At 48.2% G+C, this 23,436-nt stretch carries 23 protein-coding genes and 3 pseudogenes; 10 read left to right on the plus strand and 16 right to left on the minus strand.

The annotated features are described in order from the left end of the window. Positions 1-357 precede the first annotated feature (357 nt). Positions 358-528, plus strand: a complete 171-nt coding sequence (locus tag AC1S5B_RS27560) for a hypothetical protein (RefSeq protein ID WP_482038853.1) — start codon at positions 358-360, stop codon at positions 526-528. A 59-nt stretch (positions 529-587) separates the two neighbouring features. Here the strand turns inward: AC1S5B_RS27560 and gcvP are convergent, their stop codons facing one another. Beyond that, positions 588-3,593, minus strand: coding sequence for an aminomethyl-transferring glycine dehydrogenase (gcvP, locus tag AC1S5B_RS27565; RefSeq protein ID WP_482038854.1), 3,006 nt, complete (start codon positions 3,591-3,593; stop codon positions 588-590). Between the two features lie 150 nt (positions 3,594-3,743). On the opposite strand from gcvP, the gene AC1S5B_RS27570 reads away from it, so the two are divergent. The 6 genes and pseudogenes from AC1S5B_RS27570 (at position 3,744) to AC1S5B_RS27595 (ending at position 7,698) form a co-directional block, all read left to right on the plus strand. Beyond that, positions 3,744-4,016 carry a UPF0367 protein family gene (locus tag AC1S5B_RS27570; protein ID WP_482038855.1) on the plus strand — a complete coding sequence of 91 codons (273 nt, stop codon included), beginning with the start codon at positions 3,744-3,746 and terminating at the stop codon, positions 4,014-4,016. Continuing rightward, entirely contained in the window at positions 4,013-4,708 is a 696-nt protein-coding gene (locus tag AC1S5B_RS27575) for an energy-coupling factor ABC transporter ATP-binding protein (protein WP_482038856.1), read from the plus strand. Before AC1S5B_RS27570 ends, AC1S5B_RS27575 begins: the two co-directional genes overlap by 4 nt. Before the next feature lie 264 nt (positions 4,709-4,972). Next, complete coding sequence (locus AC1S5B_RS27580) at positions 4,973-5,524, plus strand: NYN domain-containing protein (RefSeq protein WP_482038857.1); 552 nt, start codon at positions 4,973-4,975, stop codon at positions 5,522-5,524. Between the two features lie 40 nt (positions 5,525-5,564). After that, a complete protein-coding gene (locus AC1S5B_RS27585; RefSeq protein ID WP_482038858.1) occupies positions 5,565-6,146 on the plus strand; it encodes a peroxiredoxin in 582 nt (193 codons plus the stop codon). A 261-nt stretch (positions 6,147-6,407) separates the two neighbouring features. Continuing rightward, a pseudogene (locus AC1S5B_RS27590) lies at positions 6,408-6,827 on the plus strand (GAF domain-containing protein); the annotation flags it as partial. A gap of 129 nt (positions 6,828-6,956) precedes the next feature. Further along, positions 6,957-7,698, plus strand: a protein-coding gene (locus AC1S5B_RS27595) for an IS1 family transposase (protein WP_482039016.1) whose coding sequence is annotated in 2 segments (ribosomal slippage) — positions 6,957-7,214 and positions 7,216-7,698 — 741 coding nt in all. Because the reading frame shifts where the segments join, the coding sequence is not laid out codon by codon here. A gap of 38 nt (positions 7,699-7,736) precedes the next feature. On the opposite strand, the gene AC1S5B_RS27600 is transcribed toward AC1S5B_RS27595, so the two are convergent. The 8 genes from AC1S5B_RS27600 to AC1S5B_RS27635 all read right to left on the minus strand — a co-directional run bounded on the left by AC1S5B_RS27600 (position 7,737) and on the right by AC1S5B_RS27635 (position 10,802). Then, positions 7,737-8,090, minus strand: a complete 354-nt coding sequence (locus AC1S5B_RS27600) for a transposase family protein (protein WP_482038859.1) — start codon at positions 8,088-8,090, stop codon at positions 7,737-7,739. A gap of 369 nt (positions 8,091-8,459) precedes the next feature. Beyond that, a complete protein-coding gene (locus tag AC1S5B_RS27605) occupies positions 8,460-8,624 on the minus strand; it encodes an ATP-binding protein (RefSeq protein WP_482038860.1) in 165 nt (54 codons plus the stop codon). A 63-nt stretch (positions 8,625-8,687) separates the two neighbouring features. Continuing rightward, positions 8,688-8,870 (minus strand): hypothetical protein, encoded by a 183-nt coding sequence (locus tag AC1S5B_RS27610; protein ID WP_482038861.1) that lies wholly within the window; start codon positions 8,868-8,870, stop codon positions 8,688-8,690. Between the two features lie 277 nt (positions 8,871-9,147). Further along, the gene (locus tag AC1S5B_RS27615) at positions 9,148-9,423 is read right to left on the minus strand and encodes a hypothetical protein (protein WP_482038862.1); all 276 of its coding nucleotides are present in this window, start codon (positions 9,421-9,423) and stop codon (positions 9,148-9,150) included. Positions 9,424-9,503: 80 nt separating this feature from the next. Beyond that, entirely contained in the window at positions 9,504-9,809 is a 306-nt protein-coding gene (locus tag AC1S5B_RS27620; RefSeq protein WP_482038863.1) for a hypothetical protein, read from the minus strand. 43 nt (positions 9,810-9,852) lie between these two features. After that, positions 9,853-10,128, minus strand: coding sequence for a hypothetical protein (locus AC1S5B_RS27625; protein ID WP_482038864.1), 276 nt, complete (start codon positions 10,126-10,128; stop codon positions 9,853-9,855). 102 nt (positions 10,129-10,230) lie between these two features. Next, entirely contained in the window at positions 10,231-10,536 is a 306-nt protein-coding gene (locus AC1S5B_RS27630; protein WP_482038865.1) for a hypothetical protein, read from the minus strand. A 125-nt stretch (positions 10,537-10,661) separates the two neighbouring features. Beyond that, positions 10,662-10,802: a hypothetical protein gene (locus AC1S5B_RS27635; protein WP_482038866.1), complete on the minus strand. Its 141-nt coding sequence runs from the start codon at positions 10,800-10,802 to the stop codon at positions 10,662-10,664. 126 nt (positions 10,803-10,928) lie between these two features. Between AC1S5B_RS27635 and AC1S5B_RS27640 the strand changes: the two are divergent. Continuing rightward, a pseudogene (locus tag AC1S5B_RS27640) lies at positions 10,929-12,526 on the plus strand (IS1634 family transposase). On the opposite strand, the pseudogene AC1S5B_RS27645 reads toward AC1S5B_RS27640, so the two are convergent. Continuing rightward, positions 12,477-13,747, minus strand: a pseudogene (locus AC1S5B_RS27645) (IS701 family transposase). The pseudogenes AC1S5B_RS27640 and AC1S5B_RS27645 sit on opposite strands and share 50 nt — an antisense overlap. Positions 13,748-14,167: 420 nt before the next feature. Then, positions 14,168-14,806 carry a DUF1361 domain-containing protein gene (locus AC1S5B_RS27650; protein ID WP_482038867.1) on the minus strand — a complete coding sequence of 213 codons (639 nt, stop codon included), beginning with the start codon at positions 14,804-14,806 and terminating at the stop codon, positions 14,168-14,170. Positions 14,807-15,031: 225 nt separating this feature from the next. Here AC1S5B_RS27650 and AC1S5B_RS27655 point away from each other — a divergent pair, with 225 nt between their 5' ends. Further along, positions 15,032-16,621 carry an iron uptake porin gene (locus AC1S5B_RS27655; protein WP_482038868.1) on the plus strand — a complete coding sequence of 530 codons (1,590 nt, stop codon included), beginning with the start codon at positions 15,032-15,034 and terminating at the stop codon, positions 16,619-16,621. 33 nt (positions 16,622-16,654) lie between these two features. Here the strand turns inward: AC1S5B_RS27655 and ald are convergent, their stop codons facing one another. Beyond that, a complete protein-coding gene (ald, locus tag AC1S5B_RS27660) occupies positions 16,655-17,740 on the minus strand; it encodes an alanine dehydrogenase (protein ID WP_482038869.1) in 1,086 nt (361 codons plus the stop codon). A 243-nt stretch (positions 17,741-17,983) separates the two neighbouring features. Between ald and AC1S5B_RS27665 the strand changes: the two genes are divergently transcribed. Beyond that, positions 17,984-18,355 (plus strand): hypothetical protein, encoded by a 372-nt coding sequence (locus AC1S5B_RS27665; protein ID WP_482038870.1) that lies wholly within the window; start codon positions 17,984-17,986, stop codon positions 18,353-18,355. A 17-nt stretch (positions 18,356-18,372) separates the two neighbouring features. Here AC1S5B_RS27665 and AC1S5B_RS27670 read toward each other — a convergent pair whose 3' ends face one another. The 4 genes from AC1S5B_RS27670 to thyX form a co-directional block, all read right to left on the minus strand. After that, complete coding sequence (locus tag AC1S5B_RS27670) at positions 18,373-19,296, minus strand: tetratricopeptide repeat protein (protein ID WP_482038871.1); 924 nt, start codon at positions 19,294-19,296, stop codon at positions 18,373-18,375. Between the two features lie 219 nt (positions 19,297-19,515). Continuing rightward, positions 19,516-20,652: an RNA polymerase sigma factor RpoD gene (rpoD, locus tag AC1S5B_RS27675; RefSeq protein WP_482038872.1), complete on the minus strand. Its 1,137-nt coding sequence runs from the start codon at positions 20,650-20,652 to the stop codon at positions 19,516-19,518. 1,186 nt (positions 20,653-21,838) lie between these two features. Continuing rightward, a complete protein-coding gene (locus AC1S5B_RS27680) occupies positions 21,839-22,528 on the minus strand; it encodes a polysaccharide deacetylase family protein (protein WP_482038873.1) in 690 nt (229 codons plus the stop codon). A 47-nt stretch (positions 22,529-22,575) separates the two neighbouring features. After that, positions 22,576-23,298 carry an FAD-dependent thymidylate synthase gene (gene thyX / locus AC1S5B_RS27685; RefSeq protein ID WP_482038874.1) on the minus strand — a complete coding sequence of 241 codons (723 nt, stop codon included), beginning with the start codon at positions 23,296-23,298 and terminating at the stop codon, positions 22,576-22,578. Positions 23,299-23,436 lie beyond the last annotated feature (138 nt).

The following is a 23,436-nucleotide window of genomic DNA, read 5'->3' on the forward strand; positions in this document are numbered from 1 at the left end:
TATTGGTTGATAGGTTTGTGATTATCCCAAAAAAGCACTACAGTAGCATCTAGGCGATCGCATTAGAGATTTACGGCGGCTAGTTGATCTTTCGTTTCCGTTCCACACGGGTCGGCATTGAGTCTTGCTAATTGATGCAGTACTATTAACCCGGCAACAATTGAGACGGCATTTGTTCAAGCAGCCTAAGCAATGAAAGGATGCTGAAAATGCTTGACGATGCAAGTCGGTCACTTTTGCAGTTTGACTTTTGCAGTTTGAACAGATGCAACCGAAGCCGTCCTTTTAACTGAGCCAAGTTGCGCGTCGGTGGTTTCAAGTACCATCCTTGCTTAACATCGCAATTGAGATACCCAGATGGATTTAACTGAGGCGAGTCAGTGGGCAAGAAAGGCATCTCAATTTTGTCTTGATGATGCTCCTGTAGCTACTGACGGGCAGCCTCAGAACGATGCACCGGGTGTTGCCCTAAATCCACAGCAGTTTCCGGTCTCGTTTAGCAATCAAGCATTTGAGAAAGGTACCTAGTAGTGATAGCAACGAAGCCAGGGTTCAGGACTTTCAGTCCCTTTCTAACCTTTGGACTTTCAGTCCAGAGTAGTTGAGTCGGAGGACTGATAGGATTCCATGGGTGGGCAGGTGCAAACTAGGTTGCGATCGCCGTATGCCTGATCAATCCGCCCCACGGATGCCCAAAACTTGTGATCTCGCGTCCATTGGGTGGGGTAAACTGCCTGCTGACGTGAGTAGGGATGGTTCCACTCTTCAGTTAAAGAAACCGCAGTGTGAGGCGCGTTTTTCAGCAAGTTATTCTGGCGATCGCTGCTACCGTCTTCAATGGCACGAATTTCCTCACGGATGGCGATCATCGCATCACAGAAGCGATCGAGTTCTGCCTTTGATTCGCTCTCCGTCGGTTCCACCATAATCGTCCCTGCCACGGGCCACGACACCGTCGGTGGGTGAAAGCCATAATCAATTAGGCGTTTGGCGATATCATCAACATCAATATCCGCTGTTTTCTTAAACTGGCGCAGGTCAAGAATACATTCGTGAGCGACGAAGCCCTGTTTGCCCTTGTATAGAACCGAGTAGTGTCCTTCAAGGCGCTTGGCAATGTAGTTAGCGCTGAGAATGGCGACCTGGGTGGCTTTAGTCAACCCTTCTGCCCCCATAGCCGCAATATAAACCCAGGAGATCGGCAGAATGCTAGGACTACCCCAGGGTGCGGCTGAAACTGCGCCAATGCCCTGTTTTCCGCCCACCTGAATAATTGGATGATTGGGCAGAAATGGCACTAGATGTTTTGCCACGCCGATTGGACCCATACCGGGACCGCCGCCGCCGTGGGGGATGCAGAAGGTTTTGTGTAGATTTAAATGGCAAACATCGGCACCAAAATCACCGGGGCGGCAGATGCCCACTTGAGCATTCAAATTGGCACCATCCATATAAACCTGTCCGCCGTTGGCATGGGCGATCGCGCAGATTTCCTGAATTCCTTCCTCAAATACACCATGGGTCGAAGGGTAGGTGACCATCAGTGCTGAGAGGGTTGCCTGATGCTGCTCCGCCTTTGCTTTCAAATCAGCGATATCGATGTTGCCATCAGAGTCACACGCCACAGGCACCACCTTCATGCCTGCCATGACTGCACTCGCGGGGTTAGTGCCGTGCGCCGATGTAGGAATTAGGCAAACATTCCGATGTCCTTGTTCCCGCGATTCGTGGTACTGCCGAATCACCAATAAGCCCGCATATTCGCCCTGAGAACCTGCGTTGGGTTGTAGGGAGACGCTCGCAAAGCCCGTAATTTCTGCCAACCAATGTTCTAGCTGATCAAACAACGTTTGGTATCCGCGTGTTTGATCCGTTGGCGCGAACGGATGAATTTGCCCAAACTCTGCCCAAGTCACGGGCAGCATTTCGGAAGTGGCATTCAGCTTCATGGTGCAAGAACCGAGGGGAATCATTGCCGTTGCTAGGGATAAATCCTTGGTTTGCAAGCGATACATATACCGCAGTAGCTCAGTTTCAGACTGATAGGAATTAAAAACGGCATGAGTGAGATAGGGCGTAGTCCGCTGGAGTGCAGGCGGAACAACGGCGTGAAGCGAAGACGAATGAAACAGATCCTCCGGCGTGAAATGAACACCCTGCCCCCCAGCAAAAAGTTGGAAGAGCGTAAGCAAATCATCCGTAGAAACGGTTTCATCTAAGGAAATGCCAAGGGTCTGGTCATCTAACTGACGGAGATTGATGTGATGAGAATGGGCACGAGCGATGATAGCGGTGAGGCGTTCTTTACCCACGTCGATTCGCAGCGTATCAAAGTAGGCGACCGAGTCGAGCTTGTAGCCTAATCGCTTCAGCCCCTCTGCCAGCAGAATCGTCAGGTGGTGAACTCGCGCACCAATGTTTCGTAGCCCTTCAGATCCGTGATAGACGGCGTACATCCCTGCCATGATGGCAAGTAGCACTTGAGCGGTGCAAATGTTGCTGGTGGCTTTATCGCGCCGAATATGCTGTTCGCGAGTTTGCAGCGCCAGACGCAGTGCAAGTTGTCCATGCACATCTTTGGAAACGCCCACTAAGCGACCGGGCAATTGACGTTTGAAGGCTTCTTTCGTCGCGAAGTAGGCAGCGTGAGGTCCGCCGTATCCCAAGGGCACCCCAAAGCGCTGGGTGTTGCCGACCGCAATGTCGGCTCCAAATTCACCGGGGGGCTTGAGCAGGGTGAGGCTGAGCAAATCGGCGGCGACGATAACCAGAGCTTTCGCAGTATGGGCGCGATCGCAAAACTCGTGATAATCAAAAATCGTGCCGTCGGTAGCGGGATATTGCAGCAGCGTGCCAAAAATCGGCGGGTCAAACTCGAAGGTTTCGTGATCGCCAATGATTACCTCAATTCCCAATGCTTTGGCGCGAGTTTGCACCACGGCGATCGTTTGAGGATGGCAGGCTTGAGACACCCAAAACGTCTTGGCATCAGTTTTACAGAGTCCATAGCTCATAGACATGGCTTCTGCGGCGGCGGTGCCTTCATCGAGCAGGGAGGCATTGGCAATTTGTAGCCCAGTCAAATCAGTGACCATCGTCTGGAAGTTAAGCAGCGCTTCCAACCGTCCCTGAGCAATTTCAGGCTGGTAGGGCGTGTATTGGGTATACCAACCGGGGTTTTCTAAAATGTTGCGCTGAATCACGGGCGGGGTGATGCAGTTGTGATAGCCCATGCCAATGTAGGAGCGGAATACCTGATTTTCTTGAGCAATTTCTTTCAGTTCTTGCAACAGTTCATACTCGCCTTTTTCAGCTTCTAGTTTTAACGCAGCTTTCATCCGAATCGACTGGGGCACTGTTGCACTGATCAATTCTTCTAAATCGCTAAAACCCAGTAGCGCCAACATTTCAGCTATATCAGCGTCGTTTGAACCAATGTGCCGCCTGACGAAAGAATCGGTATATGCCAGTGGGTTAGACACAGTATGCAATGATGCCTTTGCCGAAGTGGACAGGCTGTGATCATCGCGATCGCCGCTGGCTAAAGGGCTATCTGAAAGGACACTGGTTTGATCCATTGGACGCTCTAACATATAAGAATTGTTGGGTGAAGGTGAGCCAGTGAGAAGACTGTTCTCAGACTTTAACATCTTGCCTGGTTTCTAGGGGGTTCGGCACAGTTGGGACGAGATTTGCGATACTAGATTTGGTTGAATTGTTTGATTCTTGTACGGATACGCTACATGTTTATTATTGATGTCACATTGAAGAGTACACCGATTACATTGTCGGTGCAGCGCAAAACTGTGGAAGATGCAGAAGCGTCTTATCAGCAGGTAATTGAAGCCATGAAGTCTGGGGAACACCACTTGATTGAGTTAGTGTGTGAACACCAAGCGGGTAAGAAAATTAGCATTGTTGGGAATGAGATTACAGCCGTGCAGCTATACGAAAAATCGGGTGCGGGCACCTCTTCTGGCAAACCCCCAGGCTTTAGCTTTTCAGTGGCAGAATGACGACGATCGCTCCCATAAATGACGCGATCGCGATTCAGGTTCAAGATCTACACTTTCGTTGGCGATCAGGCAGCATCGTTCTAGATGGATGCTGCCTAGAGGTGCCAAAAGGTGAATTTTGGATGCTGTTGGGCACGAACGGTAGTGGCAAATCAACTCTGTTAAAGCTATTGGCAGGGTTGCTGCAACCAGAATCGGGATTGATTAAACCCCTACCTAAACTAGGATTTGTGTTTCAAAATCCCGATCATCAACTGGTGATGCCCAGTGTGGGGGCAGATGTTGCTTTTGGCTTGGCATCAGAACAGTTGACCGCCGTGCAGGTCAAGCAACGAGTCAACGATGCCTTAACTGCCGTAAATTTGCAGCCTTTGATCCAGCGTCCAATCTATGCCCTCAGTGGTGGACAAAAGCAACGAGTGGCGATCGCGGGGGCGATCGCCCGTCAATGTGACGTGGTGCTGTTTGACGAACCCACCGCCCTGCTCGACCTCGACAGTCAGCGAGAACTGGTTGCCCAAGTGCAGCGCTTAGTCAAAGAGCGGGGGCTGACGGCTTTGTGGGTTACCCATCGCCTAGATGAACTGGACTATTGCGATGGCGCATTTTTGCTAGAAAGTGGCAAAGTGGTTGATCACGGCAATCCCCAGCGTTTACGCGATCGCTTGATGCAAATTCCAAATGACGAATAGCGAATGACGAATGTAAAACTTCTGGTGTTGCTGAATCTGGGGATGATTTGAAAATGTTGCCCCTTACTGTAGGGGCGCTTCGCAAAACGTCCCTACGAAATTCATCTCTTAAATCAGCAACGCCAAACTTCTTTCTGAAACCTGAAACCCGACACCTGAAACCCGACACCTGAAACCTGCTACCTGTGATACCGGATACCTGACGAAATTGCGATACACTGAAGTGATGCCCAGCACACCTTAACCCCGTTCTTACTTGCTGCCATGCCGCGCTCCACACCGCTGGCGATTCTATTAGTTGACGGCTACAACGTAGTCGGTAGTTGGGCTGAGTTAAAACAAATACGCGATCGCGATGGGCTAGAAGCAGCACGGCGGCAGCTAATTGAAGTATTGACAAACTACAGCGCCTATCAAGATTTTGACACGCGGCTGGTGTTTGATGCTCAATATCGAGATATTCCCAGCACTCGCGAAGTGATCACCAGCAATTTGTCAGTTTGCTACACCGATTTTGGACAAACCGCAGACACCTTTATTGAAAAAGCCTGCGCTGCTTTCCGAAATGACGTTCGCAAGTTTCATCAGCGCTTGATTGTAGCAACCTCCGATCGCGCTCAGCGGCTTACAGTCGTGGGCTATGGCGCAGAGTGCATATCGGTAGAGCAGCTTGCTTTGGATGTTCATGCCGCTACCCTTCAGGTAAAACGCCAGAAAAAATCGACTCAGAAAGCAAGCGGACGGTTCTTAGCCCACTGTCTCGATCCAGAAGCCCAAAAAAAGCTAACTCAAATGCGCTTTGGCAAAATAGAGTAGGGCTAGTTCATTAATATTATTCAACTTGCCTTATAAACTTATGTTAAATGATAGTTTCGGTAACTTAACTATGGCGCGATCGCTGCTCTCTTCTGCTTTAGCGCTGTGTTTCACACTGATGATGGTTTTGAGTCCTGCCAGTGCCGCTCATGCTTTGGGTGGCCCATTGCCACCGCTCAACCAAGCCGCCCCAGAATTTTCACTGCCCAGTAACACCAGCGATCGCGCTATTTCGCTGAAAGACTATCGCGGCAAATGGGTAGTCGCTTACTTTTATCCCAAAGATTTCACCTCAGGCTGCACTCTGGAAGCACAGCGATTTCAAGCAGACCTGCCTAAATATATCGACAAAAATACTCAGATTTTAGGGATTAGCGTCGATTCCGTCGATTCTCACACCGAGTTTTGCGATTCCGAAGGCTTGAAGTTTCCCCTGCTAGCGGATGAAGATGGAGCGGTCAGCAAAGCCTATGGCGCTTGGCTGGCACCGATGTCTTTGCGAAACACTTACCTCATCGATCCAAATGGGGTTTTGCGTGCCAGCTTCACCAAAGTGCGTCCGGTGATTCACAGTGCGGAAGTCTTACAAAAACTGGATGAATTGCAAACAGTGGGAAGTTAGGTTTTGGGAAGTTAGGTTTTGGGAAGTTAGGTTTTCGGATTTCGGCTGCCAAGACACCCGGCATTCAAGCCGGGAAAGCAATATCGTGATCATCTAAGCTTTCTTTGTCAAAAGACATCATAAACAAATTAATCTTTTTCATAAATAAATTAATCTACTGAAGCTACGGCAGATTTATCGATAGACTACAGCCTTACTTCAGCACCTTGGAACCCGCTAAACTCCGCATCCTTCATGTCTCTCCAGACAACTTAAATAACTATGCTTGATGCTCAAGCGTTTTCAGATTTTGATTCTGCCGCTCGTACGGTTTTGGGGTTTCTCCATGCTTGTATAGGATTTGATCTGTGGATGGTGACTCGGACTGAAGGGCAAGACTGGATTGTTTTGCAAGCACGTGACCATGGATATGGCGTGGAAGAAGGTGATGTGTTTCGCTGGGCAGATTCCTTTTGCTGTCAAATGGTAGCGGGATATGGTCCTCGGATTGCACCACGCTCGGACGAGATTCCGGCTTACGCGATCGCCCCCATTGGTAGACAAGTTCAAATTGGTGCCTACATTGGAGTTCCCTTAATCGATAGCAGTGACTCCTTGTTTGGCACCCTCTGTGCCATTCACCCTACTCCTCAAGTAGAGTCAATTACTGACGAACTTGCCTTAGTGGAACTATTGGCAAAACTACTCAGTACCCTGCTCAACGTTGATCTCTTGGCGGCTGAACAGACTCGCGGTAGTGTTCTAGACGTGGGGATGAGGATGAGGGAGAATCAGAGAACTCAAACGTTAGATAACACCGAAATTACTGCGATGGTACTTGAACCCGTGAAATGTCCCACCTGTAACAGTCTTGACCTCGTTAAATACGGCAAGACGGCCGCAGGCAAACAACGATATAAATGCCGCAACTCTGAATGCACTCGTCACAGCTTTGTTTTGGAGTATTCCTACCGTGGTTACTTACCCGCCGTGAAGCAACAGATTTGTGACATGGCGATGAACGGCAGTGGGATTCGAGATACGGCTCGTGTGCTCAAGATTAGCCCGACAACCGTGATTGAAGCATTAAAAAAAAGATCGTCAGCTTGAACAGGTGAATCAAGCGCTATTAGGACAACTCAAGCCAACGGCTGTCACCATGGTCAAACAGGTCGAAGAAGCTGAAGCAGACGAAATGTGGAGTTTTGTCCAATCCAAAAAGCAGCAGCGCTGGTTGTGGCATGCGATTGATCATCAAACTGGACAGGTGTTGGTCTATGTGCTAGCAGACCACAAAGACCAAGCGTTGGTGGAGTTGAAAGCATTGCTAGAGCCATTTGGCATTCAAACGTTTTACACCGATGGCTGGGGGGCGTATGCCCGGTTGCTCGATGAAGATCAGCATAGGGTTGGCAAGTGGAACACCCAGAGAATTGAGCAGAAACACTTAACCTTGCGAACTCGAATTAAGCGATTAGCTCGCAAAACCATTTGCTTCTACAAGTCCCAATGGCTGCATGATGTCGTGATTGGATTGTTTATCAATCGCTATGAATTTGGACGTGCGGTTTGACCATAGTGCCCCCATGTCTAGAACACTACCTTGAGCTTTTAGAGTATGCCGCTTTTTCTTGCCACTGTAGTCACCTCGCTGTTTTTTTGGGGATGCTCAATTGGACTTTTAGTCACATCAACTGCCACTACACTCCAAGTATTGGCATTCTGGTAAAGTTGCTTTCTGCCCGGTAGCCGAAACGGGTCGGAGTTGATCAATATCTGTTCAACTTTTTGGAGCAATCGGCAGACAGCAGACTCGCTCAATCCCCACGTGGTAGCGATGTGGAACTGAGTCCGATATTCTCGCCAGTATTCAAGTACGACCAACAGTTGGTCTTCTACGCTTAATTTGCACTGTCCACCCTGTTTTCCCCTGCGACCCTGAGCAGGATGCAGTATTGCGACCATCTGCTCAAACGTTTCAGAGTGCATGCCACATCGACGTTTGAACCGACATTCCGCCCTTTGAACTGTCACATTGAGAATTTAGCGGCATAATTTTTTCAAGGCTTGAAGCAAAGGAGGGGCGGTATTTGCAATGAGTTGTCTCAAATGTCAAGCATCTTGCCAATGACAACTACTTGACGGGTGCATGGGATCGCAAGAACTTCATCGAGCACTACAAATAAGCAAAGATCAAAGCCAACATTGACTAAAGCTGCATCAAGTTAGCAATACAAAGTCATGAAAAGAAACAATCGCTGTAGGGTGATCGCAAGGATATAAAAATGACAGTAGGATCAAAGTGACGATTGGGAATAGAAATGACGACTGGGATCAGGAGACGGGCTGAGGCTGGAGTGCTGCGTAGACTTTGCCGACTTTGCCGTTGAGTACTACGGTGGAACTCTCGGCTTGAATGTCCACAATCAAAGCATGATGCACTAAACGGTCAACCGCTGCGACGGTCATCATCGAGTCACTAAAAATCGCATTTACCATTGGCTAAAGGGCTGATTGGCAGTAATCAGCAAGCACCTGCGCTCGTAACAATGAGCGATTAACTCAAACAGCGCACTCATTCGGCTTCTGGCTTGGTTTATAGCCCATTGCATCGAGTGTGCCGATGATCAAAGCGGTAAGCTTTTTGAGCGCACTCTGCAATTGCAACTGCAACTTTGCCTGCTGTAAGCTGCTGCACAGGGCAATGGCAAAGTAGAACTTGACCCGTTTACCCCACTCGACCATGCGTCGGGCAACCGCTGCCTGCTGATGAGTTTACCGACGCCACTGGCACAGAAGAGCAACACGTTTTCCGCCCGTTCCAGCCAGGTGCATCGTCTGCCAGTTCATTAAGGGTGCAGCATTGGTTCCGAGGCAATGAGCAAAGTCAAAATTGGCAAGGGTTTTGGCGTTGGGCAATTGGGCTGAGTGCTACGCACACGCTACGCACACGCTACGCGAACACTCAATGCCCGTTGAAGTCTGGCACTCCAACGCCATTCGCCACCTAATTCGCACAGAGCTAGCAAGAACTTCCACGTAAGGACCAGCCCTCCTGCATCGCTTTGGCTTCGAGGGTTTCCCAATGGGTCAGCATGTGGGAGAGATAGTGGTTGAGGTGCAGGCTCGACTCTGGTAAGGGCTGGTCTGGTGCGGGGGGGGGCAAGAGTTGGTCATAGGAGGAAAGATCCTGTTGGGGTGGAGCAAGCGCTGGCACCTGCATCGGAGGAAGTAAGCCAAAGTGCTGTTGAGAACTAGCAAGGGTCAGGGTCTTTTGCACAATTGAGTGTGGAATCATGTTGTTGCGACCTACGATCCCAGGTTTGGTAGCCGCAATGTATAGCTCGACTATCAAAAGCACGCCAGGGTTCAGCTCAATTATTCTTTGCTTTGGTGCCACAATCCTTGCCATTGCTCATGGGGAGTCATCCTCTGCCAGGTGTTGCAATGCAAGGCGCGGGGTTTGCGCCGCAGTCCTTCAACGACATGGCGGTAGTTGATACAGCAGGGGCGCGACGTTTGCCCTTGCCATCGGGTCGGAGAGAAGGCATAGCAACCGCCTGCTGTTGGTAGATACCCCACAATCCGGTCGTGATACAGATGCAGCCCCAGTTGCCGTCCAATCAAGCGGGCAGGCACCGTGTACAACACGCAGCGCACATCAATCGTACTGTGACAACTCACCTGCCGTCAAGAACTCATCGTCTGCGACGCGTCCTTTGGGGGATCAGTGGTTGCGAATGAGTTCTCCCGCTGTAATCTTCTCGCTGTGCTTGGCATTGAGTCCATCACCGCTTGATTGATCAACCTGATATACGGCAATGCTGCTGAACTCACAACTGCCACGCAGCAGCAGGGCTTGCTTAATCCGGTTTTTCAAGTGTCCGTGTCGAGCTGGCTCGAGCTTCGCTCCGCCGAAGGCGTACGAACCGTTTTCGTGGGCAATGCTGGTGTTGTTCAGGTCGGTTGCATGCGGTGGTGATGGCAGAGGTCGTCGTGTCATTCAGGTCCAGGGCTTGTTGCGAACGCCACCCGTCCGGTACGCCGCACTCCGACTCTCAGTCCGATGCTGTTTCGGCGTACCCCCACAAGCAAACAGGGCATTTTACAACCCTTCGGACAGGGCGATAAAGCTCTCGCCACCCTGGATGATTTGGGCGTATTGCCAGCCGCTGTACCCTAAGCAATAGTGATGATGAGAATATTCAAACACTTTTCCGTTCAGGGTGATCTCGACTCCTTTTAACTCGGTGAAGTCAGAAAAACCCCGTGGTTCCGGGTTCGTCGTAACTCGAACATCACCTCTGGCGCAGGTTCCGTCCAACGCTTTCCAGGTTGCCACTTCGCCGTTGGAGCGTCCACAAGAGTTCCATATTTGCAGGGTCAGCTGCAAGTACTCATACAACGTCATCGGCTTGAGTGCGGGGGCGGCCTTGGCATCAGACTTCCAGTTCGCTCTCCACACTTTCGGCTAATGGGTCAGCACAGGTTCGCCATCCCCGCGCTTTGCCCCGATTCGGCTGGTAGTCGCCCCCTTCAATTCGTTGTCCCGCTGCGTTCTGAAAAGCCAGCCACAGCAGCAGACTCGGCTTGGGTTAAGCCGAACTCTCGTGATTTCATGTACACTCTGACTTGATTTATTTCAACTCGTTTTCCAGCATTGGAGGGTTCCCGCATGGGTGATCCTCCAGTGTCTTTTTCATTGCTTGATTTGACGCATGAGATTTGACTAACGATTGGCAGTTTGAAATGCTGTTCTCACCCGCCAAGTACCTGTCATTTACCCGCCATGCTTATTGTCGTCTGGATCGAGTTGATAACAAGGAAAGCCTCGACCATCTAGGCATTGTTGCCGGATTGGTAGACAGTTGGAGATTGTGGAACAGGTCAATCAACACTTGGGTGAAGACCCGCCGAACAGATTAGCCCTGGAGTAGTAGTAAAAGCCATGATTTTCAATGGTTGAGGCTGGTTTCAGCACCGTTGTACTTGTTTCAATTCTTCAGTGGGCAAAGCGTGCGAGCATTTGCTGGGAGCAGTGCTCCCCGAGTATCTCAATGACGACCGCTTAGGACGAGTGCTCGATGCGCTCTATAGCAGTCACTGAGTGAACTATTTCTGAAGATTTGCGTCAGGTGTGCTCAGAAGTTTGGCATCGAGCGCAAAAGTGCCCATGTTGATGCCACTTCGTTTGCGGTCGAGGGCGCTTATGAGGCGTCAGAGGTGGTTGGCAGCGCTTGCGCCTGTTCCGATTACGTTGACCTATGGGTATTGGCGTGACCATCGTCCTGACCTGAAGCAGTTTGTCATGAACCTGGTGTGTTGGGGCAATGGTGATATTCCTGCCTTTGTCGAGTAGCCGATGGCAATCAATCTGATAAGACACGCTTTGCTACCTTCCATACAGGAGCTCAAGTCCGAGTGGAACTTTGAGGGGTTGTATGTGGCGGATGCGGCTCTCTACAGTCAGGACAATCTGGAGCAGTTTGTAGGGGTTGATGGCTGGCTCGGGTGCCCTTGACGCTGACTGCGGCATCAGAGTTAATGAAATCATTGCCCAATACTGCGTTAATTCCTGCAGCCCTAAAGGAGTATCAGATCACAACAGTTGTTGCTGTGAGTATGAGTGGGTAGAGCAACGTTGGTTTGTGGTCGAAGATGCTGAGCGCAAGCAGGCTGACCTGAAACAATTGGACAAGACATTGGCAAAGGCAACGACTCATTGGAAATCGCGATTGCGTCGACTTTGCAGTCAAGAATTTGCTGCAAAGCAGATCGCATTAGCAGCACTGAAGAGTTGGCATGACCCTGGCATCAATTAGTGGACATGAACGTGAAACAAACGTTGGGGATATTATCAAAGCAGGTAAACCCAAACCAGAAGACTCTCCTAGCCGCATTACCTATCAACCACAAGCGTCATTAACACTCAACTCGATGGTTGTGACACAGCATCAGCAACGAGCTGGACGCTTTGTGCTGGCAACCAATGTCTAGTTCCGAGCAATTGGACAGAGCAACCGGCACTTCCAAGTACAAGGGGCAACAAAGCAACAAGCAAGGCTAGATTATCAAAGACCCAATGTTCTTCGCCTCCAGTGTCTTTCTCAAATCCCCAGAACGGATTATGGCACTCGGCATGATCATGGGCGTGTGCTTACTGGTGTACAACCTGGGACAACGCCAACTCCGCTTGCCTTTGCAAGGGGCAGATCAAACAATTCCAATCAACTGGGCAAAGGGACGCCATGTCCAACCCTGCATTGGGTGTTTCAGTGTTTCATGGCAGTCCACTTGGTGGTGCTCAATGGCGTTAAACAGGTCGTGAATCTAACGGACGATGACTCACAATTATCCAATTCCTGGGTTCTGCTTGCCGACAGTACTACTTGCTGTGTTGAGGGGAAATCCTTTTGCCAGTTGAAAGTGCGGATGTTACGACTAACCAACGCTTGAGCCAATTGAAGCGATTAAGGGTTGGATGATTAAGCGCAAATTGTTGAGTAAATTCTTCCAACCGCTTTGATTGTCCCACCAGGGATGTTGCACGAACTGTTGATGTGCGAGGACAAATGGTCCAATAATCCGCAGATAAGCTGACCATGAGAAACGCGCTCATAGTTAACTTGCACCGTTTCGCGATCTGCTTCATAGCGGGTCACCCGGAAATCAGCCCAACCTAAGGCATCTTTGGCTTGCTTGAGACCATACTCAATCCCAAGTTCTAAAGCCATAGCTGTCGCCAATTTCACCCAGTCTTACTCCCGGGGCACAGACCATGACAAAGGAAGTGGAATTGTCTGGCGGAGTCTGAGGTGGTGCATTCGAATCCCAGTACTGCTGGCGGTAAGGTGTCCGTAAATCACCTCTGCCATATGACGGGTCTCAGTGGTGCCATTACTAAAGGTGCGCTTGAAGGTCTGCCAAGGCTCTTGGTGAACTTCTTGGTCCTTGCGGTAGCCACAGAGCATGGTTGCTGCGAATGGCCGAATATAAGGCAGTTTCAACTCATCTAGCACATCCACAAAGTTTGACTTTTTTCGCCATACAAGCTATCGCCAGCACCAATTCAAATTTAAATCCTAGTGCTTGCAGGTCTCAAATAGCCTCGCGGCAATTTGCGATTTACTTTGATACGCTTCTTCTTCTTCTGAGTCGTTCTGTGGGTTTATACACCTCAAAACTCAATGGCCGAATCATGCCATCGACTAAGCCGTAGGCAGTGACCGCGACAATGCCATTCTCTTTCTTACCCACGTTGCCGATGTATTGCCGTTTGACGTAATCAGTGCTTCCTTGCAGTCTCCGGTTTCGTCGATAAGGGTAAATACAGCGACCTTGGGTTGCCACGCCTAAAGATTCTAACTCCAATCGTTTCTGGCGTAACGGGTGCACTTGCCAAGGGGATTCGGTCAGAAAGTGATGCAAGTTTTGTGGATGAGTTAATCCCACTGCTTTGGCAATAGCAGGTAAAGACTTACGTTTAATCTCACTGCCATACGTCCCCAAGTGCAACAGCTTCAAGCTTTCATAGCTTCGCACTTCGGAAATAATCCCTCATACAATTGGCAGTATTCATCCACAAAGCAAATAGTAGTACGAGCTGCTCTAGACCCTGACATAGCAATTGAATTGAAATAGACTTACACCTTATTCTAGATAATCTCTCTCAGAGTGATTTAAGAGGGATAAAAAGCATCGAAAGACATTTAAGGGCAAATAGCTAATAACCAGCGGCTAGCCCGTCGTTAATGATGCGATTCATCGATTCACTTGCCCAAACTTCGCTTTGATTCTCCTAAACACACTAGTCCTTAGACTACTGCACTTTCAGTGCAAGACTTAGTTGCTACACACTTCTGGGCTAGATGGCTCTTCGAGGTGAGTTTCACCATTTTACAAATCTCACACCTAATGATGCATTCAACGAATCCCCGACTTGGGCTTTAGCCCTTAAGGAACCTATGCACTGAAAGTGCATAGTGGTTCAGTTGGGGTTCCCTTGTCGTGACGTTCACTCTACAAACAGCAATTGATTCGTTCTACTCAAACCATTCCTGTTTAGCCTGCATTTCACGAAACCGCAGAACGAGTCCTAATGTAATTTGTTTGGCAACCCAATACAAAACTGTTAAACCGATAAACGAAATAGAAATCACGATCGCAGGGCGTTTGCTAGTCAAATCATCCAGCGTTATCAACAGCACATTTGCTGGGTCGCTGACTAAATCCCAACTATTAAAGCGACGAAATCTTCCCATATAAACACCCAATGCACAAAGAGCATGGGTCGCAATTTCAGAGCTATTAATATATTTTTCTAAGCCAATTCGTTTGATGTAATGTCCTTGATTGAGCAGAGAAATCACATACATCTGAAATCCGCTTAAAATGGCAAAAAGATGCAATGGAATAAAAATAAGAGCAATAATCCACGCAGAATAGCCCGATCGCGTGGCTCGAATCAGATGAATAATATCCGTCAGCAAATAAGGTGCATTGGGCAAAAAAGCGAAAAAAACCGCAAAGGCAGCCCACCATAGCAGGGTGCGAGAAGTGGAGCGGCGGCGATAAAGATAAAAGCTTAAGGCAAAGGGAATAAATGCCAGAAATAGATTCCAAATAATCCAGCCGCTGTGCTTGTTAAAGACATCTAACGCACTTGCAAGAATTTCTCTCATAGAATTTCAATCTTATTTATCTTTCCTGTCTTAGCACACAGTCAGTTGATTCCCGTGGGAAGTCATACAAGCGACACATCACTGTAATGGCGATCGCTAGCAGGCAGCATTTTCCATAGAAGCATGAATAAATAGTTGAAAGCCATCCTTCATCATCTCTCATCTAATAGAGTTTAATTTGAGCAGCTTTGCTGGTTGTCTTGAGTATGGGTGAGGAGCGATCGCGTGTTACGAAAAAATTGGCTATTACTGGTTTTGTTGGGGTTGGCTATGGATATAGAACCGGGTATAGCAGAAAGCTTGCACTCTTCGGATTCTCCTCCAGTTTCAACCGCGCCATCAACCCCATGCCCTGATTTGATCCCCACGTTTGCCGCCGATCCGCTATTGTGTTCACCAGAGGACGCTGATGGTTTGGGACAAGTGCGCTCGGTGGCTGAGTTGCAGGATGTGCAACCGAGCGATTGGGCATATCAAGCCGTAAAAGCATTGGTGGAAAAGTATGGTGTAGTGATTGGATATGGCGATCGCACTTTTCGGGGCGATCGTCCTTTGAGCCGCGACGAATTTGTCGCCGTATTAAATCAGGTCGCAACCAAAATCGAACAGTTGTTTATTGCAGGCGACTTAGGAAGAATCCGTGAAGATGTGGCGACGATCCGGCGACTGCAAGCTTCTTATGGCAGTATTTTGAAAGGAGAAAGCGATCGCGTCAACACGTTGGAACTGCTGACTGCCAAACTAGAAAAACAGCAGTTTTCCACCACCACTAAATTATCAACTCAAGTCGTCGCGGCGCTCAGCGATGGCACCAACGCCCAAACGACCACGTTAGCTAGAGTTCGCCTTACCCTTGATACCAGCTTTTCCGGTAGCGACCTATTGCGAACTCAGCTAGAAGCAGGCACAAACAGCGGCGATGCCATCAGCAACCGCCAAAATCGGGGAGCAAATTTGCTCGGCACGATCGGGATCTTGGCAGATGGCGGCGGCTTAGATTATGTTGCGGTGTCAAATGCGGTTCAAATCAGCAAACTTTATTACACGTTTCGCCCTGCCAAAACCCTAACGTTGACCCTAGGCGCTCGGCTAAATCCGCGTGATTTTATTGACTACAACCGATTTGCCAATGACTCACTCACCAATTTCTCCTCCAGCTTTTTTATGAACAATCCGCTGATTGTGCAAAACCCAGTGGATCGTCCGGGTGGCGCGGGGGCTGCTTTAAGTTGGAAGCCGAGTGAAAATTCGCCTTTCACAATCCGATCGCTCTATATCGCCACTGATGAGAACCAACCTAATTCAACGGTCAATAATGGTAACAATGGTGGGTTGTTTGGCGATCGCAACCAGGGCAGCGTTGAATTAGAATATGCTTTCGATAAAAATTTGGTAACTCGACTGCAATATACCTCTGCCACGATTAACGGCACAGCAATTAATGCCGGTGGATTTAATTTTGAATGGGCACTGAATCGGCAGTTTGCAGTTTTTGGGCGGGTGGGTATTGGCAGCTACAGCGGATTCAACACCGCGCTCAACCAAATGCTCAAGTTAACGCCCATCACTTGGGCAGTCGGTGGCACTGCTCGAAATATTGGTATTCCTGGATCGGTGGCAGGAGTAGCGATCGGGATGCCATCCATTGAACCAGATCTAGGCAACGCCACTCAAACTAATCTTGAAGCTTATTACAGTTTCAATTTGAATGACCGCGTTAGCTTTAGCCCCGCTTTGCTGCTCGTGAGAAATCCCAATAATCGCTCTGTTGGCACCATTTGGGAATGGGTCTTGCGGCTGGTTTATGCTTTTTAGTCTGTTCCTTTTAAATATGAAATTCTTGACAGATTAATGAACTAAATCTGGAAACACTGTTTGTACAGCAGGATGGATCAGGCGGTTATTTTGAACATTCAACCCTTTTGCGAAGACGGGATCTTTGTCTAGGGCGGCTACTCCGAAGTTTGCCAGTTTTAGCACGTAAGGCAGGGTACTGTTGTTCAATGCTTGGGTTGCTGTCCAGGGAACGGCTCCAGGCATATTGGGAACACCACAGTGAACAATGCCAGATTCTTCATAGGTCGGGTGAGAATGAGACGTGGGACGGATCGTTTCAATACAGCCGCCCTGATCCACTGCTACATCGATAATCACAGAGCCGGGACGCATGGCTTGAACTAGCTTGCGAGAAACCAAGACGGGCGCTTTGCTTGCTAGTACCAACACTGCTCCCACTAATAAATCTGCTGTGAGAACGGCGGCTTCAATCTGAGCCGCGCTGCTGTAGAGTAGCTCTACCCTAGAGCCAAAGATGGATTCTAGATAGGACAAGCGATCGACGCTGATATCTAAAATGGTCACTTGGGCACCCATGCCGATCGCGATTCGGGCTGCTTCGGTGCCCACAATGCCGCCGCCCAAAATCACAACCTTACCTGGCGCAACTCCCGGAATTCCACCGAGCAAAACCCCTCGTCCGCCTTGCTGCCGCTCTAAGTAGTGGGCACCAAACTGCACTGCCAAACGTCCAGCGATAATGCTCATCGGTGCTAGTAAGGGCAGGCGTTTATCGGGTAGTTCCACCGTTTCGTAGGCGATCGCGGTCACCCCGCAGTTCAATAACTGTTCTGTCAAACGGCGATCGGCAGCCAAATGAAGGTAAGTAAACAGCAGTTGTCCTTTTTGCAAATATTCATATTCCGGAATCAAAGGTTCCTTCACCTTGACGACTAAAGGCTGGCTCCATGCTGCTGCTGTTGAAACTAGGCTGGCTCCTGCCTGCGTATAGTCCTCATTGCTAAACCCTGCTCCCATTCCAGCATTGGTTTCAACAAAGAGATGATGCCCTCGTTCGGTCAGCGATCTCACACTACTGGGACTCAGCCCCACTCGATATTCTTGATCTTTCGTTTCCTTCGGGATACCGATTTCCATCAAATCTCTCGTAAACTGTCTCTATTTTTCTAGCTTAAGCTTGCGCCTTCTAAAACTGGTATATCGATTCAGCAATCCTATGAAGTTCAGCAAGCAAAAGGAGCAGAATTTCTCTCACTTGCTTTTGCCCCTGAAACCTGATCCCTGAAACCTGATCCCCAAAACCTGATTCCCGAAACCTGATTCCGGTAAATTAACTCTCTAAAACAGTGTATGGTTGACTGTAAAGAGTTATGAACCTAAATGTACAGTTTTCCTGAACCTCCTTATTTTTTACTAATTGCTGGCTTATTGGCTAGCTTCGCTTCTGGTGCTGCTTTTAATGCTGTTTTAAAACAGTCCGTTAAAAGCTGGTCTATAAGTCGTTCTAAACAGGATTTGATGAGCCTGAGAGGGTTGCAACTGTTGCTCCCATTTCTAGGCATTGCTGCCGGAGTCTGTGTCTTCTTATCGTCAGGCATGGAGATTTTCGGATTTCCTGCTAATCTTGCTTACGCGATCGCCCTGCCGCTCACAGTCCTGATTGCCTGGTTGATTTGGTTTCAGCTTGGTAAAATCCTTATTCAGCTTCAAGAAGGCGGCTCTAAAGCTTTAGACTTAGATTCATTCGGGTAGATGATTAGAAATAAGCCTTAATTCTGTCCTACCGTGGCTCTCTGTAAGCTTTGATCCGCTTTGCTTGACCATTGAGTGTTGCCTTGCTTTGCGTATAAGTCTTTGGCATATTTAAGAACAACCTGAGCGTCTTTAAACTTTCCTTGCTTCATAAAGACCAAACCTGCTGCATAGTAGGAGTTGGCATAGTTTGAGTTGGCATCTGCTGCGCGGCGAAATGCGTTGAGAGCATCGTCTAGCTTGCCCTGCCTAAATAGCATTGAGCCAATATTGTAATGGGCTTCAGCATACTTAGGATTAACCCGCAATGCTTGCTGAAAAGCCGCTAGCGCTTCGGCATCTTTACGCTGCTGTAAATAAACTAAGCCCAAATGATAGGACGGTTCAGGTGCAGTAGGGCTAAGCTGCATCGCCTTTTTAAAGGCGATCGCGGCTTGATCGTAGGCTTTCTGCTGCTCCAATGCTAACCCTAAGTTGTAGTGAGCTAACCCCAAGTTGGGATCGAGGTCGATCGCCCGTTTTAAATAATCTCTTGCCTGAGCCACATTGCTGCCTTCTAGCAACGCTGCACCCAAATTTGCATAGGCAAGGGCAAATCGGGGGTTTGCCTGAGTTGCCTGATAAAAAGCGCTGGCTGCGGGCTGTAGTTGTCCCTGCTGGCGGAGCGCTAAGCCTAAGTTGTAGTGAGCCGCAGCCATCCGGGGATCGAGTTGGGCGGCTCGGCGAAATGCCGCGATCGCATCATTCAATTTTCCTTGCTGAATATACTGTAAACCTTGGTTCACTACTGCTTCTGCTGAAGCCCCACTAGGAGCAGGTTTAGTTTGGGCAACTTGAACTGTCTCGAATGCAGCCAACCCTGGCAGGGATGCCGTGAACAACCCACTTCCAATTCCTATCCAGCCCACCACCGCTATTACTGTTCCTTGACGCAATTGCATCTTTACAATCTTCATTGTTTGCCCAGAGCAGAACTAAAAATATGCACGCTATTCTACTAGGGGTTGGCTTAAATTCACCATTAATATCGAGTCAATTAAACTAAGTCGTTGAAATGGACGCGAGTTATCTGAATCCGAACGCAGCAGATTTTTTCAAACCATACAAAAAGCTCAGTGACCACTCACTGAGCTTTCAACAATGAACTGATTTTCTTGTGTCTACCGAATGTATTCCTTCAAAACACTATTCCGGTTAGGATGGCGCAGCTTGCGGAGTGCTTTCGCTTCAATTTGGCGAATTCGTTCACGAGTCACGTTGAAAATCTGACCGATTTCTTCCAACGTTTTCATGCGTCCATCGTCTAAGCCATAGCGCAATCTCAACACATCGCGTTCACGAGGGCTAAGAGTATCCAACACATTTTCCAAGTCTTCTCGCAGCAAGTTCTTGGCAACTTGGTCTTCTGGGGTTTCGCCATCGGACTCGATGAAATCACCCAAACGAGAATCTTCTTCCTTGCCGATGGGGGTTTCTAAGGAAATCGGAAGTTGGGCAGACTTGGCAATAAAACGCAATTTCTCAATGGTCATTTCCATCCGAGTTGCAATTTCTTCTTCAGTGGGCTTACGACCCATTTCTTGAGAAAGCAATTTTGTCGTTTTCTTGATTCGAGAGATAGTTTCGTATAAGTGAACCGGAAGACGAATGGTGCGAGATTGATCCGCGATCGCTCTCGTAATTGCCTGCCGAATCCACCAAGTCGCATAAGTTGAAAACTTATACCCTTTCTCATGGTCAAACTTTTCAGCCGCCCGAATCAACCCCAAGCTGCCTTCTTGAATCAAATCTTGAAAAGACAACCCGCGATTCATGTATTTTTTTGCGATGGAAACGACCAATCGCAAGTTGGACTGAACCATCTTGTCTTTTGCCCTCCGCCCCAAATGAAGGCGATGGAGAAAGGCGGTTAATGGCATATTTACGGCATTTGCCCACTCAGAGTTTTGAGGACAGCGCTCTAACTGCTGAGACAAGCTTTCACGTATCCGTTCCAAATCAAGCAAATCAGCAATCTTCCGTGCCAACTCAATTTCTTCATCGGCGCGCAACAACCGAATACGCCCAATCTCCTGCAAATACAGGCGAATAGAGTCTTCTGTATAGTGCTTTTTCTTTGCTTGCGCGCGGCGGCGACCTGGTTTAGCCTTACCTGGCTTGCCATCCTCATCTGATGCAGCTACGCCATCATCTGAATCATCATCATCTTCATCGATGAAGACTAAATCGTTGTCGGGTAAACTATCAGAAGCGCTACCTAGCAACTCGATTTCGAGTACGTTATTGACCTGGGTCATGCCGTGTTCCTCATGCTCCTTAACTAACAAATGGAAATCGCTAATGTTGTTTACCAACATCAGCTAAAGGATTTGCAAATAGAGAGAAAACTTTGTAGCGCTAGCGAATAAAGTCTAGCTAGATACACAGTATACTCCTTACCTCATAGTTCAAACTTCAAATCAACCGCCTCGCCATTCGTGGAAAGGTGATGCTTTAGGATGTTTCGATCACAGGTCTTTTCACAATGCTATTTTTCTCTTTTTGAATACAGTCATCACTCAAATAAGGCATGAACCGTAACTAGCAAAGTGGAACATGAATCGATTGTCCTGCTGAGTGCCTTACTAATCTTATCTCCGAAATTCCTAAGTGCTGTGTCCGGCTTGAGATAAACCATCTGCAAGCTGTAACTCATTTGGTAGTGAGTGTCTGTGCCAAGTAAGCCAAGACTGCAACTTAGATCTATTTCTAATGGTAGACGAGAATTGAAAAGCGCAAGCTCCTTCTGCTAAATTAACTCAGATCGTCTGAAATAGGATCTGAATCCATATTAATTTAGTTCGCTATTTCTAAGGAATTGGTGAGAATCATCAAATGTTCCTAGAAATGGCTTAAGGTTCTCAGCCATTTGAATGAAGTTAAAAAATCTCTAGGTTAGAAGCCTAGATCCGTTGCTCTATCTGCTTTAGCAGAACTGTATAGGAGCTTCTCACGCTGAGTGAATTGAATTACTAAGATCTTAAAATTGAGGGATGATTGCTCGATTAGGTTTTTAAAGAAATCGGGTTTATATAAGTAGAAGCTATAAAACTGATTATAGAAATTAAAGAAAACAAACAATTTTATTCATGATTATTCACAATAGGGTGCGATTTTCAAGGTGAAAATTTTGCTGGTAGTTCGAGTGTTGATGGATTAAGGAGTAGCTCTTTGACAAAATCATCTCGAAGACTTCCCCAAAGCCGACAATGTGTTTGGGAACAGGTCACTACAAATTCTCCGTTTTGAGCAAATTTGCAACCTAGTTGATAAAGCTGCGATCGCTGATGGGACTCGACCGTCATCAACTGACAGAACAACTCATTGCGATAATACATGCCGCTTTGGATAGTATCAACGAACCAAAATCTGAAGATAAAAACGTTCTTTTCGTCGAGAACTAGAGGTGGCACTATAGATTGCCTAATGACAGCGATGGTTAACTCATTGCTTTGGTTTGAAGACATTTTCTTGCCGCCAGAGTTGATCAATTGTGACAAAGAAATAGCCTTTCTGTAGTAAAAGCGGAATTAATCGATCCACTACCTCCGCAACATCTACGCCTCCGGTATATCCATCATGCAGCACAATAATTGACCCATTGGCGACCTGTTGCAAAATGCGATCGACCACTGTGGAAACGCCAGGATTGACCCAATCTTCGGGGACAACACTCCACATGACGGGGCGATAGCTCCACTTCTGTAGCAAATCTAAAATCTTGGGCGTGAAAAAACCGTTGGGTGGACGAACATCCCGAATCGCAGTAGAGGGAATCTGGCAGACTTTGGTAATTTCGGCTTGAGTTTGTTCTAACGTTTGCTTTAGCTCAGTCGATGATAGGTTGGTGAAAGAGCGGTGGTCAAAGCCATGTAGCCCTAACCAATGGTTGTGCTGATAAATTGAGTGGGCGATCGCCGGGGCACGATTTACACAAATTCCTAGCAGAAAGAAACTGGCTGCAATTCCATGGCGATCCAAAACATCAAGCAATTGAGGGGTGTAGTCTGGGTGGGGGCCATCGTCAAAGGTGAGGGCGATCGCGGGGATTGCCCGATCCCCAACCCAAAGACAATCAGGAAAGAGCGGCTTAAGAACTTGATGAATAACTGGGTAGAGCGGGGCAAATTGCATAAGTTAAGGCAGAGTAGCTCACTAAATCACAAAAGTTTTAATTCGGTCTATGGAGCTAGGCGCGCTTTCTTCAGACGATTAGCGGTATACCATTGGGCGATCACGGGCACCCACGCTTCAAAATGAGGAAAGATGGTTTCGCACAATTTCTGCGCTTCAAGCTGAGCATCCGACTTCCATCGTAAATCTAGCAAGTGCATCAGCGATCGCACATTTGCCGACATCACCCAATGCTGCCGGACATCAAACGGGATCAAGCCACGAGCATGTTCTTCAGAAAAGCCTTGGTGAATCCGTTCATGATAGCGATGGCAAGCCTTTAAGCACCACTCTATATCTTGCTGCCGTTGCTCCTCAGTATAATCATAATGTTTTCCCTGACGGTCGGAATAAGCTCCTAGCGGACGCAGATAGAATACATCCTCCACCTCGCGCTTGCCCTCTACCACGTCTAAAACCCGTTGCCCTGTATACCGTCCAGACTGTACGTCGAAAGAAATCCCAACCCGATGTGTCCGAATTTGCTGCATGGTGCTGTGGGGAAACCAGCCACAGTTCAGCACGATTTGCGGATGCTCTAATGGACCGTAATGTCCACGATTGCCTGCGAGTAATTGCTTAACGATGACTTCCCCACATTTGTTTTCATCAGGAAAGCGATCGCGTTCATCCCAAACAAACTCTTCTGCATAATCTTGATGCATAGCGGCATAAATAACCTGCTGCGGGTTTGGAGTTTGAGCAATGACTTCAACCGTAAAGCGATCCATAGAATTCTTAGACAGAGCTATATATTTTTAGCTCTCTAGCATAAGGGCATTGGGTCAGAAAATAAGAATTGCTCCCAAATTTCTTAAGCCCATAAATCTTTGGCAAAGCTAGAAGCGATAGCCCCTATCTTTGCCAAA

Source organism: Leptolyngbya sp. CALU 1928 (assembly GCF_056784215.1).